This is a genomic window from Bradyrhizobium sp. 1 (assembly GCF_023073315.1).
GTDB lineage: Bacteria > Pseudomonadota > Alphaproteobacteria > Rhizobiales > Xanthobacteraceae > Bradyrhizobium.
The window spans coordinates 519,587-535,854 of sequence record NZ_JADPJH010000010.1 but is presented as its reverse complement, the minus strand read 5'-3'; the positions used below and the strand labels follow the sequence as shown (position 1 = coordinate 535,854).

The window sequence follows — 16,268 nt, the reverse complement described above, 5'->3', positions numbered from 1 at the left end:
AGATCACGGAAGCGATCGTCGCCGCGATCGAGCCGCAGCTCTACGCGGCGGAAAACTTTCGCGCCCAGCGCAAGCCGCCCGACAGCATGGATGCCTGGGATCTCGTGATGCGCGCGCTCTCCCACTACTGGCGTGTGACGCGGCAGGATCATGTCGTGGCGCAGGCCCTGCTCGAAAAGGCCATCGCGCTCGACCCGAACTATGGCAAGGCGCTCGGCCTGCTCGGCACCAGCTACATGTTCACGGCGCATATGGGCTGGATGGAGATGGCGACCGCCATCTCCGCCGCCGAGCGCGCGGCCAGGGCGGCGATCCGCGCGGACGACGAGGATGCGTGGGCGCATAATGCGCTCGGCCACGTCAATTTGTTCGCGCGGCGGTTCGAGGACTCGCTGGCCGAGTTCGAGGCCGCGCTGCGGCTCAATCCGAACTTTGCGCTGGCGCAGGGCTATTATGGCCTGACGCTCGGTTATTGCGGCCGCTGGCAGGATGCCGACGAGGCTGCGCGGCGGGCGATCCGCCTCAGCCCACGCGACCCCTATGCTCCCGTCTATTTCGGCATCGCCGCCTTTGCCCGCTACCTCGGCTGCGATTACGAGGAAGCCATCCGGCTCGCCCAGGAGTCCTTGCGCCAGCGCGGCGACTTCGTGGGCGGGCACCGGGTGCTGACGGCAGCCGCCGCCATGGCGGGGCACATGGAGATCGCCCACGCAGCCCTGAAAGAACTCCGCCGCGCCCAGCCGAACGTCTCGCTGGCCTGGATCGCCGAATTCATGCCCATCAAGCTCGCCGCCGACCGCGAGCACTACCTCGAGGGCTTTCGCCGGGCTGGACTGACATGAACAGCAAAGAGGCTGCTATCCCCTCGAATCAACAATGATGTTAGGGTCATGCCGGCATGGGCAAGCATGAGGCGCGACGCGGTCACACAGCGGCCCGTGTTTTCCCGGTGAGGCTGTCAGCTCTTTGAGGCGTAACGCGCGGCATGATTCGCATTTCGACGGTCTTCATCGCCATCTGCATGGTTCTGGTCGCGGCCTCGCTCGGGCTGGTGCTCTACGCGGTCGCGGGCATCAGCGGAACTGAATCCGCGATCGTGGCGCTGACGGCGCTGACCTTCCTGATCCTCTACAACGCGGTGTCGATGCGGCTGCGCGATCGCAGCGACGTCGGCGGCCAGATCGCCGACCTCTCGCGCGGCACCGCCGACCTCGCCCGCCAGGTCGCCGAGTTCGGCCGCCGGTTGGCGGCGATCGAGGGGCGCATCGCCTCGTCCAATTCGACCAATTCCGACCGCGTCCAATCGGTGATCGGCGAGATCAACGAGCTCGGCGGGCTGGTCAGGCAGCTCGCCACCACCGTATCGACCCATGAGGATCTGCTGGCCGGCGCCGCGCCGGCACCGACCCCCGCTCCGGTCGCCAGAATAGAGCCGGAGGCGCCGCTCGACCTGGTTGCAACCTTCGAGGAGCGGGTGGCTGCCCCTCCCCCACTTCCCGCACCGCCGCCAAGGCCGGCCCCACCGGTGATCCAGACCCAGGCCGCCAATCCCGTTCAGGTCGCCAATGGACGCAACCAGCCCCAGATGCTGGCGACGCTACGCAACGCCATCGACGAGAACCGCATCGACATCTTCCTCCAGCCGATGGTGACGCTGCCGCAGCGCAAGGTGCGGTTTTACGAAGCCGTGACGCGCCTGCGCGACGAGCGCGATCAATTGATCGCCGCCGAGGAGTTCATCAGCATTGCCGAGGCCTCCGGCCTGATCGGGCGCATCGACAACATGGTGATGCTGCGCTGTGTGCAGGTGCTGCGGCGCCTGATGGTGCGCAACAAGGATGTCGGCGTGTTCTGCAACGTCGCGGCCTCCACGCTCGGCAATTCCACCAGCTTCGCGCAGTGCCTGGACTTCCTCGAGGCCAACCGGGCGCTGGCGCCGTCGCTGGTGCTGGAGTTCAAGCAGTCGACCTTCCGCAACCTCGGTCCGGCCGAGACCGAGAATCTCGCAGCGCTCGCCCAGCGCGGCTTCCGTTTTTCGATGGACCACGTCACGGATCTCAGGATCGAGCCGCGCGAGCTCGCCGACCGCGGCGTGCGCTTCATCAAGGTGCCGGCCTCGCTGCTGCTCGACCCCCGGCAGGCCTCGACCTCGGACATCCACCCGTCCGACCTCTCCGACCTGCTCGGCCGCTTCGGCATCGACCTGATCGCCGAACGGATCGAGGGCGAGCGTGCGGTGGTGGACCTGCTCGACTATGACGTGCGGTTCGGCCAGGGCTTCCTGTTCGCGCCGCCCCGGCCATTGCGGCCGGATGGGGCATCTGCTACCGGCGGGGCCTCGCCGAACCAGGCGCAGGACATTCAGGGATCCAATGGCTCCGCTTCCCCCAGCCCAGGCGCGACGTCAGCCGCGTCTCCGGCCCAACGCGTCAGCACCGGCAACGCCGCGCTCGCACGCCGCATCTGATCGGCCGCACGCATCATGACCACGCTGCATTTCGCCGAAACCCTGCGCGAGCTCGTAGGCGGCGTCGACGTCGTGCTCAGCGACATCTGGGGCGTGGTTCATAACGGCCTGGAAGCCTTCCCCGAAGCCTGCGAGGCGCTGCACACCTATCGCAGCCGCGGCGGTACGGTGATCCTGATCACCAATGCGCCACGCCCGGCCGACTCCGTGCAGCGGCAATTGCGCAAGCTCGGCGTCGCGGATGAGACCTATGACGCGATCGTCTCGTCGGGTGATTTGACGCGGCTCTATGTCGCCGAGCATCCCGGAAGCAAGATGTTCTGGCTCGGCCCCGAGCGCGACAACTCGATCTATCGCGGCCTCGATGCGACGACCGCGCCGCTCGAAGAGGCCGACTATATCGTCTGCACCGGCCTCTATGACGACGAGACCGAGACGGCGGAAGACTATCGCGGCATGATGCTGAAGGCGCGCGAGCGCAAGCTGACGCTGGTCTGCGCCAACCCCGACATCGTGGTCGAGCGCGGCGACCGGCTGATCTATTGCGCCGGGGCGATCGCGGAGCTCTATCGCGAGCTCGGCGGCGAGGTGATCTTCTACGGCAAGCCGCACCGGCCAATCTACGAGCGCGCGATGCGGCTGGCCGGCGAACGCCAGGGCCACATGATCGACCGGAAGAAGGTGCTGGCGATCGGCGATTCCGTCCGCACTGACCTCACCGGCGCGCGCGAATTCGGCATCGACTGCCTGTTCGTCACCCGCGGCATCCATGCCGAGGAGTTCGAGGGTCTCGACCAGCTCGATCCTAAATCGGTGACGGAATTGTTCGGCCACCCGCCGAAGGCGCTGATGCGCGAATTGAAGTGGTGACCTCTGTCGTTCCTTAGGAACGACGCAACGCAGAAGCCCGGGACAAGCGCCCGGGCCTTCCGAATTCAGGTGATGGCTTTGAGCGCGCTTACGCGCTCGCCATGTCCGGGAAGACCGCCTCGATCTTGGTCTTCAGCGTCGCCGCGTTGAACGGCTTGACGATGTAGTTGTTCACACCGGCCTTCTTGGCCGCGATCACGTTCTCGGTCTTCGATTCCGCCGTGATCATGATGAAAGGCGTGGTGGCAAGGTTCGGATCCGCCCGCACTTCGCGCAGCAGGTCGTAACCCGTCATCGGCTCCATGTTCCAGTCGGAAATTACGAGCCCGTACTTCTTGCCGCGCATCTTGTTCAGCGCAGCCGAACCGTCGCTGGCATCATCGATATTCTCGAAACCAAGCTGCTTCAGGAGGTTCCTGATGATACGGATCATGGTGCTGTAGTCATCCACCACCAGAACCGACATCGACAAATCAACCGCCATCTCGACTCCCCCAACGCATACCCAGGAAACATTACGATCGGACCTGCCTGGCTCCAGCCCCGCAGTTCCACGTTTCAAGGACTAGCACCAAGGCGTTAAACAGCGCGTTAATCGCGGGCGCCCCCCGAAGGACTGAAATCATGTTCAATGCGGCCGCCCCCCTGCCGCTTGACTTCATCCGGCCGGTCAAGCCACGGTCCGCGAGGTCCTGCCGCTTCGAGAATTCCCCTGATGGCCCCGCATTTTACCGTTATCCGCGACTCCACGCCGGATTCCGCGATTTTGAGGGGCTCCGTGGTCGCCATGGGCAATTTCGACGGCGTTCATCTCGGCCATCGCGCTGTGATCGCAGCCGCGCTGGAAATGGGCCGGACGCATGGCCGCCCTGCGCTGGCGTTGACCTTCGAACCGCATCCGCGGCGATTTTTCAGCCCGAACACCCCGCAATTCCGCCTGACGGACGAGCCGGCCAAGCTGCGTCTCCTGGCCGGCACCGGGCTCGCCGGCGCCGTGGTGATGACCTTCGACAAATCCCGCGCCGGGACCAGCGCGCAAGACTTCATTCACCATGACCTGATCGGACGCCTCGGCGTCAGCGGAATTGCGGTCGGCTACGACTTCCATTTCGGCAAAGGACGCGTCGGCTCGCCGAGCCTGCTGGTCAACGAGGCGCCCCGGCTCGGCATCGAGGTCGACGTGCAGCCACATGTCGATATCGACGAGCGGCCGGTGTCCTCCAGCGCCATCCGGATCGCGCTCGCCGAAGGGCATCTCGACGAAGCCACGACAATGCTCAGCGCCCCCTGGTTCATCACCGGTGAGGTGATCCACGGCGAGAAGCGCGGCCGCGACCTCGGCTATCCCACCGCCAACATCCGCCTCGATGCCAATTGCGGCCTCAAGCATGGCATCTATGCCGTGCGGGTCGGCCGCGGCGCCGAGCGCCTCGACGGGGTGGCAAGCTTCGGCCGCCGCCCGACCTTTGATAATGGCGCGCCACTGCTGGAAATCTTCCTGTTCGATTTCAAGGGCGACCTCTATGGCGAGGTGCTCGACTGTGCCTTTATCGGCTTCATCCGCGAGGAGCTGAAATTCGACAGCCTGGACGCCCTGATCCGCCAGATGGACGACGATTCCGCCCGCGCCCGCACCATGCTGGCCGCCGCCCCGGACGCGTTTCCGAGGCTTGGGGCGATCGATTGAGGCCCAATCCGGCCCGCCGAACCTTTTGCGCTTCCCTTAGCCCCCTGCTATGGAGTGCCCATGTTTGCGCGGCGCATCATAGGGATTAGCGGCCCGGCTTCCGCCTGAGCCTAAAGGCTCGGCGCAAGACCGGGATTTGGTCGTTTCACCCCGCGATCCCGCATCGTCATCCGTTCCCGCGCCATTCCGAGCCAGTCAGCCCCATGTCCGATAAGCCGCAAAAGTCCGACTCCAAAGACTATTCGAAAACCCTGTTCCTGCCGCAGACCGAATTCCCGATGCGCGCCGGCCTGCCGCACCGCGAGCCGGAAATCCTGAAATACTGGAACGACATCGGCCTCTACGACAGGCTGCGCCAGGAAGCCGAGGGGCGCGCCAGATTCGTGCTGCATGATGGCCCGCCCTACGCCAACGGCAACATCCATATCGGCCACGCGCTGAACAAGATCCTCAAGGACGTCGTGACCAAGAGCCAGCAGATGCTCGGCTTCGACTCCAATTACGTGCCCGGCTGGGACTGCCACGGCCTACCGATCGAATGGAAGATCGAGGAGGAGAACTACCGCTCAAAGGGCAAGCAGAAGCCGGATTTTCGCGACTCCACCGCGATGGTGGCGTTCCGTAAAGAGTGCCGCGCCTATGCGACGCACTGGATCAACGTGCAGCGCGAGGAGTTCAAGCGGCTCGGCATCATCGGCGACTGGGATCATCCCTATCAGACCATGAGCTATCCGGCCGAAGCGCAGATCGCTCGCGAGTTGATGAAATTCGCGGCCAATGGCACGCTGTATCGCGGCTCCAAGCCGGTGATGTGGAGCGTGGTCGAGAAGACCGCGCTTGCCGAGGCCGAGGTCGAGTACGAGGACTACACCTCCGACATGGTCTGGGTGAAATTCCCGGTCACCTCGCCCGCGCATGGCGCGCTGGCCTCGGCAAGCGTCGTAATCTGGACCACCACGCCCTGGACGCTGCCCGGCAACCGAGCGATCTCTTTCTCGCCGAAGATCGCCTACGGCCTTTTTGAGGTGACGGACGCGCCCGCGGACAATTGGGCGAAGAACGGTGATCTCCTGATCCTGGCCGATGCGCTGGCCGCAGAGGTGTTCAAGCAGGCGCGCGTCACGTCTTATAAGAAGGTGCGCGACATTCCCGGCGACACGCTGGACGTCGTCGAATGCGCCCATCCCTTGCGCGGTTTCGACGGAGGGTACGAGTTCATCGTGCCGCTGCTGGCCGGCGACCATGTCACCGACGACACCGGTACCGGCTTCGTGCACACCGCGCCGAGCCACGGCCGCGAGGATTTCGACGTCTGGATGGCCAATACCCGCGAGCTCGATGCGCGCGGCATCAATACCGCCATCCCCTACACCGTCGACGAGAACGGCGCCTACACCGCACAGGCCCCCGGCTTCACCGGCAAGCGCGTGCTCAACGACAAGGGCGAGAAGGGCGATGCCAACGAGGCCGTGATCAAGGCGCTGATCGAGGGCGGCAAGCTGCTCGCGCGCGGCCGTCTCAAGCACCAATATCCGCATTCCTGGCGCTCGAAGAAGCCGGTGATCTTCCGCAACACGCCGCAATGGTTCATCGCGATGGACAAGGACATCGCCGAGGATGGCCATGCGAAGAAAGGCGACACGCTGCGCGCCCGCGCGCTGCACGCGATCTCGGTCACGCAATGGGTGCCGCCGTCGGGCGAGAACCGCATCAACGGCATGATCGCCAATCGCCCGGACTGGGTGATTTCGCGCCAGCGCGCCTGGGGCGTGCCTATTGCCGTGTTCGTGCGCGAGAAGAGCGATGGCTCGGCCGAGATCCTGCAGGACGAGACCATCAACCAGCGCATCACTGAAGCCTTCATGGAGGAAGGCGCCGACGCCTGGTACATGGACGGCGCCCGCGCGCGCTTCCTCAGGGAACGCGCGAGCGAAGACTGGAAGAAGGTCGACGACATCTGCGACGTCTGGTTCGATTCGGGCTCCACGCACGCCTTCGTGCTCGAGGATCGCCAGAACTTCCCGCAGCTCGGCAACATCGTCCGCAAGATCGACGGCGGCACCGACACCGTGATGTATCTGGAAGGCAGCGACCAGCATCGCGGCTGGTTTCACTCCTCGCTGCTCGAAAGCGCCGGCACGAGGGGCCGCGCGCCCTACGACATCGTGCTCACCCACGGCTTCACGCTCGACGAGAACGGCCGCAAGATGTCGAAATCGGTCGGCAACACCGTCGAGCCGCAGAAGGTGATCAAGGATTCGGGTGCAGATATCCTGCGCCTGTGGGTCTGCGCCACCGACTATGCCGACGACCAGCGCATCGGCCCGGAGATCCTGAAGAACACCATCGAGACCTACCGCAAGCTGCGCAACACCGTGCGCTGGATGCTTGGGACGCTGCATCACTTCAAGCCGGCCGATGCGGTCGCGTCTGCCGAGATGCCCCAGCTCGAGCGGCTGATGCTGCACGAACTTGCGGTGCGAGCCGACGTGATCCGCAAGGCCTATCAGGAGTTCGACTACAAGACCGTGGTCGCGACCCTGTCCGCCTTCCTGAACAGCGAGCTCTCCGCGTTCTATTTCGACATCCGCAAGGATACGCTTTATTGCGATCCGCCGTCCTCGCTGACACGCAAGGCGGCATTGACGACGATCGACCTGTTGTGTGCCTCGGTCCTGAAATGGCTGGCGCCGATCCTGAGCTTCACCGCGGAGGAATCCTGGCGGATGTACAGGCCAGACGCCGAACCCTCGGTGCACCTGACGCTGTTCCCTGAAGGTCTCGAAAAGCTCCGCGACGATGAGCTCGCCGCAAAATGGGAGACGATCCGCAACGTCCGCCGCGTCGTGACCGGTGCGCTCGAGCTCGAACGCGCCGCCAAGAACATCGGCTCTTCGCTGGAAGCCTCGCCGGTGATCTATGTCGCCGACCGCGACATGCTGGCGACGCTGTTCGACACCGATCTCGCCGAGATCTGCATCACCTCGAACTACGAGGTGCGCGAGGGCGAAGCGCCGGCGTCCGCATTCCGTCTCGATGCGGTGCCCGGTGTCGCGGTCGTCGTCGAGAAGGCGATCGGCACCAAATGCGCCCGCTCCTGGAAGATTTCGCCGATGGTGGGCGAAGACCCTGAATACCCCGACGTCACCCCGCGCGATGCCAAGGCGTTGCGCGAATGGAAGGCGTTGGGCGTGAGCGTCTGATCGGACGGCCATGACCCCGCTCCGCGCCGGCATCCTCGCAGCCGTGGTCACGCTCGTGGCCGATCAGGCCTCGAAGCTGTGGCTGCTGAACGTATTCGACCTCGCCCGTAAGGGCGTGGTGACGGTGACGCCGTTCTTCGACCTGGTGCTGGCCTGGAACATCGGCATCAGCTTCGGCTGGCTCCAGAACGACAGCCAGGCGGCGCAGATCGCGCTGATGGCCGTGAAGGTCATCGCCGTGGTCGCGCTGGCGATCTGGATGGCCCGCTCTCACACCTGGCTTGCGACCATCGCGCTCGGGCTGATCATCGGCGGCGCGATCGGTAACAGTATCGACCGCTTCGCTTATGGCGCCGTGGTCGATTTCGCCCTGTTCCATATCGAGATCGGCGGAAATACCTATAATTGGTACGTTTTCAACCTCGCGGATGTGGCCATCGTTGCTGGGGTGGCGGCGCTATTGTATGATTCCTTCCTGGGGATACCCGCCGCAAAAGCGCCCTGATCCCGGCCGATACGGGCGGTGAGGCGGAACCTTGCTTTTTTGCAGGACTGGCCGCGCGCGAGCGGCGATCTGTCACAATATGGAACAGGTACAGTGATGCGCAGCTCCGAGACCAGCAGTTCGATGGTTCGAGACCCCAAATCAGGGTTCTGGCGGGCGTTGAAATTGTCTGCTGTCGCGATCGGCATCGGCCTCGTCATGTCGGCAGGCGCGGCCCGCGCCGGTGACGACGATGAGGATGATGACGGGATGACCTTCGAAGAGAAGATCATCGACAATCTGATGTCCGGCATCGGCGCCAAGAGCATGGAAAAGCCCGGCATCGAATACCGCGAGCGCTCGCCGCTGGTGGTGCCGCCCAAACTCGACCTTCCGCCTCCCGCGACCCAGGCCAAGGCCGCTCCGAACTGGCCCAAGGACCCCGAGGAGAAGCGCCGCAAGGAAGCCATCGCCGCACGGAAGAAGGCCACCAAGGAGACCGAGAATTGGCAGGCCGCCCGGCCGCTGACCCCCGCCGAGATGAAGGTCGGCCAGACGGCCGCTCCCGAGCGCACGAGCAATGATCCCATTCAACCAGGCACCAACTCCAACCCGTCGCTCAGCCCCGCCCAGCTCGGTTTCACCGGCGGTCTATGGGGCATGATGACGGGCGGTCGCGGCTCCGAAGAGACGAAGTTCACGACGGAGCCTCCGCGCCAGTCGCTGGTCGAGCCGCCGCCTGGATACCAGACGCCGTCCTCGAGCTACGCCTATGGCGCCGGCAAGGACAATACGAAAAAGACCTATTTCGACATCATGTCCGGCAAGGACAAGGAGCAATAACGTTCCTTGCCGGGTGCAACATGCTGGCAGACGAACTCGGCGCCGGCGGCTGATGCACGCCGGACGCGGTCCGTAAATTGCTTATCAGTAACTTGCCTAAGCGTTGAGTTCTCTGCTTCGTGACGCGAAGCCTCAGCCGCACGGTGTAGCATGCCGTGCCTCCGAGCCGGACATCCGGACCTCGGCCTTTCACCAGGGATCATGATGTCTGCAAACCGATCGGTTGCCCGCCTCCTTGCCGCGCTGCTTTCGACGAGTGTCCTGTCGGCCGGCGCCGCCCTCGCCCAGACCACGGTGACATCGGCCCCGCCCGCCAGCTTCACACTCAGCAACGGCCTCCAGGTCGTGGTGATCCCGGATCACCGCACGCCCGTGGTCACCGAGATGATCTGGTACAAGGTCGGTTCGGCCGACGAGACACCGGGCAAGTCCGGGCTCGCGCACTTCCTCGAGCATTTGATGTTCAAGGGCACCGAGAAGCATCCGGTCGGCGAATTCTCCCAGACCGTCCTCCGCGTCGGCGGCAACGAGAACGCCTCGACCTCGGTCGACTACACCAACTACTACCAGCGCGTGCCGAAAGAGCAGCTGCCGACCATGATGGAATTCGAGGCCGATCGCATGACCGGCCTCGTCCTCAAGGACGAGAACGTGCTGCCCGAGCGCGACGTTGTGCTCGAAGAGTACAACATGCGCGTCGCCAACAGCCCTGACGCGCGGCTCAACGAGCAGGTCATGGCCGCGCTCTATCTCAATCATCCCTATGGCCGGCCGGTGATCGGCTGGCACCAGGAGATCGAGAAGCTCAATCGCGGGGATGCGCTCGCCTTCTATCGCCGCTTCTACGCGCCGAACAACGCGATCCTGGTCATCGCCGGCGACGTCGAGGCCGCCGATGTGCGCCCGCTGGTGGAGCGCAATTTCGGCCCGATCCCGGCCCAGCCGGCGATCCCCGCGCAGCGCATCCGCCCGCAGGAGCCGGAGCCGGCCGCACCGCGCACCGTCACGCTGTCCGACCCGCGCGTCGAGCAGCCGAGCCTGCGCCGCTATTATCTGGTGCCCTCTGCAACCACGGCCGCGGCCGGCGAGAGCGCCGCTCTCGACGTGCTCGCGCAACTGATGGGCAGCGGCAGCAACTCCTATCTCTACCGCGCTCTCGTGGTCGACAAGCCGCTCGCGGTCTCCGCCAGCGCCAGCTATTCCAGCATCTCGCTCGACCCGACCCAGTTCGCGGTCGCGGCCTCGCCAAAACCCGGCGTCAGCTTCGCCGACGTCGAGCAGGTGATCGACGGCGTCATCGCCGACATCGCGCAGAACCCGGTCCGCGCCGAGGACCTCGAGCGGGTGAAGACCCAGCTCATTGCGGAGGCGATCTACGCCCAGGACAATCAGGCCGTGCTGGCGCGCTGGTATGGCGGCGCGCTGACGACGGGCCTGTCGATCGAAGACATCAGGAGCTGGCCTGACCGCATTCGCGCGGTCACCGCCGAGCAGGTTCGCACGGTTGCGCAGAAATGGATCGAGAAGAAGCGCTCGGTGACGGGCTATCTGATCAAGGACACCAGTGCCGCCAAGCGCGAGGAGAAGCGTTCGTGACCTATCCCTTCCTTCGACGCGTTGCCTTCTCTCTTGCCACCGGCGCAGCGCTCGCGCTCGCAACGGTCTCGCCGTCGCTCGCCGCCGCAAAGATCCAGCGCCTGGTCTCGCCCGGCGGCATCGAGGCCTGGTTCGTGCAGGACGCGACCGTGCCGCTGATCGCCATGGAATATTCCTTTGCCGGCGGCTCGGCCCAGGATCCCAAGGACAAATCCGGCGTCGCCAATCTGGTCGGCGACCTTCTCGACGAAGGTTCCGGCGATCTCGACTCCAAGACCTTCCACGAGCGGCTCGACCGCCGCGCCATCGAGCTCTCCTTCAGCGCGACCCGCGATACCTTCCGCGGCAGCTTGCGCATGCTACGCGACAACAAGGACGAGGCCTTCGATCTGCTCAGGAGCGCGCTGACCTCGCCGCATTTCGACACCGCCGATGTCGAGCGCATCCGCGCACAAGTCCTCTCCGGCCTGCGCCGCGAGAGCACCAACCCGACCTCGCTGGCGAGCCGCAAATTCCTCGAAGTCACGTTCGGCGATCATCCCTACGGCCGGCAAACCAACGGCACGATCGACAGCGTGCCGACCGTCACGGTCGCCGACATGAAGGATTATGTCGGCCGCGTGCTCGCCAAGGACACTTTGAAGGTCGCGGTCGTCGGCGACGTCGATCCTGCGACCCTCGGCAAGTTGCTCGATCACACCTTTGGCAGCCTGCCCGCCAAGGCCAATTTGACGCCGGTCGCCGACATCGAGGCCGCAAAGCCGCCGCAGCGCGCTTTCGTGCCGCTCGACGTGCCGCAGACCGTGATCACCTTCGGCGGCCCCGGCGTGAAGCGCAGCGACCCGAGCTTCATGGCGGCCTATGTGGTCAATCACATCCTCGGCGGTGGCGGCTTGTCCTCGCGGCTCTATCGCGAGGTCCGCGAGAAGCGCGGCCTCGCCTACTCGGTGTACGAGTCGCTGCTGTGGATGGAGCATTCGGCGATCTTCATCGGCAACACCGGCACTCGCGCCGACCGTGCCGGCGACACCATCGACGCCATCGACAAGGAAGTGCGCCGCATCGCCGAGGAGGGCCCGACGCAGAAGGAGCTCGACGAGGCCAAGTCCTACCTCAAGGGCTCGCAGATGCTGGCGCTCGATACCTCCTCGAAGCTCGCGCAGGCGCTGCTGCAATATCAGCAGGACAAGCTGCCGATCGACTATATCGAGAAGCGCAACGGCGTCGTCGATGCGGTCACCCTGGATGACGCCAAGGCGGCCGCCAAGCGCCTCTGGGGCCAGGGCCTCCTGACCGTCGTCGTCGGCCGCGCCCCACAGGCCGCCGCGCAGCCGGTGGCGGCACCGGCGACGAAGTCGAACTGATCCCCTGACCTTTACTGAAATGGCCGGGCTCGCCCGGCCATTTGCGTTTCCAGGATGCACCATTGCCGAACGTGGACGTCCGCGATATGTCCGGACAACACGAATGGTGCCATCATGCTGCGGATATCCCGCGATCTCGTCATCGACGAGGACGACATCGAGATCGGCTTTGTCCGCGCCTCCGGCCCGGGCGGGCAGAACGTCAACAAATTGTCGACAGCGGCCCAGCTGCGCTTCGACGCGCGCAAGCTGACCATCCCGGAAGATGCGGCGATCCGGCTAACCCGCATCGCCGGCCAGCGCATGACCAAGGACGGCGTGATCGTGATCCACGCCCAGCGCTTCCGCACCCAGGAGCGCAACCGCCAGGACGCCATCGACCGCCTCGTCGAGATCCTCGCCGAGGCAATGATACGGCCAAAACCGCGCCGCGCGACCAAGCCGACTTTCGGCTCCAAGCAACGCCGGCTCGAGGGCAAGAAACGCCGCAGCGACATCAAGTCGAAGCGCGGCGGGCACTTCGACGACTAGGATCGCACCGCATCATCGGCGCAAGGTGCACTGCGAGCGTTCGCTTTGTTCTCATCCGAAACAGCCCGCTACTACCACCGCATGTTTAGCCGCGCCTAGAGTTTGCGCACGCTGAATTTGACGTGGATGGGCGAGCTCTTAGCGATGCGCGCGATCGTGCTGGGATTGGGCACCGCGGTGGTGCTGTTGGTGCGGGTTGCCGATGCGCAAATGCCCTTGCCGGCCGCAAAACCGCCGGATGGCACGACGCTGTTCAAGCAGCAATGCGCGGTGTGCCACACCTTGAACCTGTCGGAACCGATGCGGCAAGGCCCGCCGCTGGTGAAGATCGTTGGCCGACCTGCCGGCAAGGTCGAAGGCTTTCATTATTCGGAGCCCCTCGCGAAAGCGGACTTCGCCTGGGACGAGACCAAACTCGACGCCTGGCTCACTAATCCGCAAGGAGTCATTCCCGGCGTGACCATGGTCTACCGGCAGGCCAAGCCGGAGACGCGCGCGGCCATCATCGCCTATTTGAAGGAGCAGAACTGAATGGCGAAGCCCGTCCATTCCATGATCCGCGTGCGCGACGAGGCACGCTCGCTCGACTTCTACAAGCGCGCCTTCGGCCTCGAAGTCGCCGATCATCTGAAATTCGTGGACTTTGCGCTGATCTATCTGCGTCATCCGTCCTCACCCTTCGAGGTCGAGCTGACGGTGAATTTCGATCGAAAGGAACCGTACCAGCTCGGCGATGGCTACGGACATCTCGCCGTGGTGGTCGAGGATCTCGATGCCGAGCATGCGCGCTTCGAGCGCGAGACGCTCGCACCGGGGCCGCTGCGCGACTTCAAGCACGAAGGCAAAACGCTGGCGCGCTTCTTCTTCGTCAGCGATCCCGACGGCTACAAGATCGAGGTGATCCAGCGGGGTGGACGTTTCAATTGATCAAAACGACAAAAATAAAAATCACAAAAATCGAAGGAGGAATGCCATGAGAGAAGTCGATCGCCGAAGCAAGCACAGCCGCCGTGTCTTTCTCAAGGGTGCGGCGACCGCCGTGCCGGTCGTCGCTGTCGCGACCAGCGTCACTGTGAGCATCGAAGACGCCTGGGCCGATGAGGCCAGCACGCTCTCGCCCGCGACGATGAAGACGCTGCTGAAGGTCGCACGCGACATCTATCCGCACGATGTGCTCGGCGACAGCTACTACGTCACCGCGATCAAGCCGTGGGACGGCAAGGCGGCGAAAGACCCCGCCGTCAAGTCGTTGATCGGCGATGGCATCGCGCGGCTCGATCAGAACGCGCGGGATCGTCACAAGGCGCCTTACGCCGAAGTGCCTTGGGAAGCCGACCGCGTGGTGCTGCTGAAAGAGATCGAGGGAAGCGACTTCTTCCAGAAGGTGCGCGGCGACCTCATTGTCTCGCTCTACAACCAGAAAGAGGTCTGGCCGCGGTTCGGCTACGAGGGCTCCTCCGCCGAGCATGGCGGCTACATCAACCGCGGCTTTGCCGACATCGACTGGCTGCCGAAGGCTTAAATCGCACCCAACGGTTCAGGAGAACGCATATGGCAAAATTCGATCTGAACGACTCCAGCGTTGCGGTGATCGTCGGCTCCGGTGCCGGCGGCGGCACGCTGGGCAACGAGCTCGCGCAGAAGGGCATCAAGGTGGTCATCCTCGAAGCCGGCCCCCGCATCGAGAACCAGGACTTCGTCAACGACGAATGGGAAAGCTTCACGCAACTGGCCTGGACCGACGCACGCACGACGTCGGGAACATGGCGCGTCGCCAAGGATTTTTCGGGTCTTCCCGCCTGGATCGTCAAGGCGGTCGGTGGCTCGACGACCCATTGGGCCGGCGCGTCGCTGCGCTTCGATGAGCACGAATTCAAGGTGAAAAGCACCTACGGCAGCATTCCCGGTGCCAACCTCCTGGACTGGCCGGTCACTCTCGCCGAGATGGAGCCGTGGTACGCCAAGGCCGAGAACAAGATGGGCGTGACCCGCACCAACGGCATTCCCGGGCTTCCCGGCAACAATAACTTCAAGGTGCTGGAGGCCGGCGCAAAGAAGCTTGGCTACAAGACCGTGCATACCGGCAACATGGCGATCAACAGCCAGCCACGCGACGGTCGCGGCGCCTGCCAGCAGATCGGCTTCTGCTTCCAGGGCTGCAAATCCGGCGCGAAATGGTCGACGCTCTACACCGAGATCCCCAAGGGCGAGGCCACCGGCAATCTCGAAGTGCGGCCGAGCAGCATGGCGGTCAAGATCGAGCATGATGCCAGCGGCAAGGTCACCGGTGTCGTCTACGCCGACGAGAGCGGCGCGATGCAGCGGCAGAAGGCACGCATCGTCGCGGTCGCCGGCAATTCGATCGAAAGCCCACGGCTGCTGCTCAACAGCGCCTCGAGCATGTTCCCCGACGGCCTTGGCAATTCATCGGGACAGGTCGGCCGCAACTACATGCGCCACATGACCGGCAGCGTCTATGCGGTGTTCGAGAAGTCGGTCCACATGTATCGCGGCACCACCATGGCCGGGATCGTCCGTGATGAAGCCGCCAACAATCCGAAGCGCGGCTTCGTCGGCGGCTACGAGATGGAGACGCTGTCGATCGGCCTGCCGTTCATGGCGGCATTCCTCAATCCCGGCGCCTGGGGCCGTCCGTTCACCGCGGCGCTCGACGGCTATCCACGAATGGCCGGCATGTGGCTGGTCGGCGAGGACATGGCACAGGAGACCAACCGCATCACGCTCGACCCGGTCGTGAAGGACAAGTTCGGCCAGGCCGTCGCGAGCGTGCATTTCGACGATCACCCCAACGATCTCGCGATGCGCGCGCATGCCTACAAGCAGGGAGCAGCGCTCTATGACGCGGTCGGCGCCACCGTGAGCTATCCGACACCGCCCTATCCAAGCACGCATAATCTCGGCACCAACAGGATGAGCGAAAAGCCGCGGGACGGCGTGGTCAACAAGTTCGGGCAGAGCCACGACGTCAAGAACCTGTTCGTCTCCGACGGCAGCCAGTTCACCAGTGGTGCTGCCTGCAACCCGACGCTGACCATCGTCTCGCTCGCGATCAGGCAAGCGGATTACATTGCGGGGGCGATGCAGAAGAAGGAGATTTGAGGCGCGACATCATCGGTTCAGGATCGAGCACACCGCTCTCTCCCCGTCATTGCGAGCGAAGCGAAGCAATCCAGAGATATCTCCACGGAGACAGTCTGGATTG

Annotated in this window: 14 protein-coding genes and 1 pseudogene; 14 read left to right on the top strand and 1 reads right to left on the bottom strand. The window is 64.4% G+C overall.

Features of this window, described 5'->3' with window-relative positions:
- From IVB29_RS05205 to IVB29_RS05195, 3 genes and pseudogenes are all read left to right on the top strand, one after another.
- Positions 1–842, top strand: a pseudogene (locus IVB29_RS05205) (hypothetical protein); the annotation flags it as partial.
- 143 nt (positions 843–985) lie between these two features.
- On the top strand, positions 986–2,467 hold the full coding sequence (locus IVB29_RS05200) for an EAL domain-containing protein (protein ID WP_247502302.1): 1,482 nt from the start codon (positions 986–988) through the stop codon (positions 2,465–2,467).
- 15 nt (positions 2,468–2,482) lie between these two features.
- A complete protein-coding gene (locus IVB29_RS05195; RefSeq protein ID WP_247502301.1) occupies positions 2,483–3,337 on the top strand; it encodes a TIGR01459 family HAD-type hydrolase in 855 nt (284 codons plus the stop codon).
- Positions 3,338–3,425: 88 nt separating this feature from the next.
- Here the strand turns inward: IVB29_RS05195 and IVB29_RS05190 are convergent, their stop codons facing one another.
- Positions 3,426–3,821 (bottom strand): response regulator, encoded by a 396-nt coding sequence (locus tag IVB29_RS05190; RefSeq protein WP_007596883.1) that lies wholly within the window; start codon positions 3,819–3,821, stop codon positions 3,426–3,428.
- Positions 3,822–4,052: 231 nt separating this feature from the next.
- On the opposite strand from IVB29_RS05190, the gene IVB29_RS05185 reads away from it, so the two are divergent.
- From IVB29_RS05185 to IVB29_RS05135, 11 genes are all read left to right on the top strand, one after another.
- A complete protein-coding gene (locus IVB29_RS05185; protein ID WP_247502300.1) occupies positions 4,053–5,024 on the top strand; it encodes a bifunctional riboflavin kinase/FAD synthetase in 972 nt (323 codons plus the stop codon).
- Between the two features lie 203 nt (positions 5,025–5,227).
- Positions 5,228–8,227 (top strand): isoleucine--tRNA ligase, encoded by a 3,000-nt coding sequence (gene ileS, locus IVB29_RS05180; RefSeq protein WP_247502299.1) that lies wholly within the window; start codon positions 5,228–5,230, stop codon positions 8,225–8,227.
- 10 nt (positions 8,228–8,237) lie between these two features.
- Complete coding sequence (lspA, locus tag IVB29_RS05175; RefSeq protein WP_247502298.1) at positions 8,238–8,732, top strand: signal peptidase II; 495 nt, start codon at positions 8,238–8,240, stop codon at positions 8,730–8,732.
- Positions 8,733–8,828: 96 nt separating this feature from the next.
- Positions 8,829–9,554 (top strand): hypothetical protein, encoded by a 726-nt coding sequence (locus tag IVB29_RS05170; RefSeq protein WP_247502358.1) that lies wholly within the window; start codon positions 8,829–8,831, stop codon positions 9,552–9,554.
- 201 nt (positions 9,555–9,755) lie between these two features.
- Positions 9,756–11,150 carry a pitrilysin family protein gene (locus IVB29_RS05165; protein WP_247502297.1) on the top strand — a complete coding sequence of 465 codons (1,395 nt, stop codon included), beginning with the start codon at positions 9,756–9,758 and terminating at the stop codon, positions 11,148–11,150.
- Entirely contained in the window at positions 11,147–12,514 is a 1,368-nt protein-coding gene (locus IVB29_RS05160) for a pitrilysin family protein (protein ID WP_247502296.1), read from the top strand. The genes IVB29_RS05165 and IVB29_RS05160 overlap by 4 nt, the downstream gene beginning before the upstream one ends.
- 114 nt (positions 12,515–12,628) lie before the next feature.
- Positions 12,629–13,045 carry an alternative ribosome rescue aminoacyl-tRNA hydrolase ArfB gene (gene arfB / locus IVB29_RS05155; protein WP_247502295.1) on the top strand — a complete coding sequence of 139 codons (417 nt, stop codon included), beginning with the start codon at positions 12,629–12,631 and terminating at the stop codon, positions 13,043–13,045.
- A 144-nt stretch (positions 13,046–13,189) separates the two neighbouring features.
- Positions 13,190–13,576: a c-type cytochrome gene (locus tag IVB29_RS05150; protein ID WP_247502357.1), complete on the top strand. Its 387-nt coding sequence runs from the start codon at positions 13,190–13,192 to the stop codon at positions 13,574–13,576.
- Positions 13,577–13,972, top strand: coding sequence for a VOC family protein (locus IVB29_RS05145; protein WP_247502294.1), 396 nt, complete (start codon positions 13,577–13,579; stop codon positions 13,970–13,972).
- A 46-nt stretch (positions 13,973–14,018) separates the two neighbouring features.
- Positions 14,019–14,567 (top strand): gluconate 2-dehydrogenase subunit 3 family protein, encoded by a 549-nt coding sequence (locus IVB29_RS05140; RefSeq protein ID WP_247502293.1) that lies wholly within the window; start codon positions 14,019–14,021, stop codon positions 14,565–14,567.
- 29 nt (positions 14,568–14,596) lie between these two features.
- Positions 14,597–16,165: a GMC family oxidoreductase gene (locus IVB29_RS05135; protein ID WP_247502292.1), complete on the top strand. Its 1,569-nt coding sequence runs from the start codon at positions 14,597–14,599 to the stop codon at positions 16,163–16,165.
- Positions 16,166–16,268 lie beyond the last annotated feature (103 nt).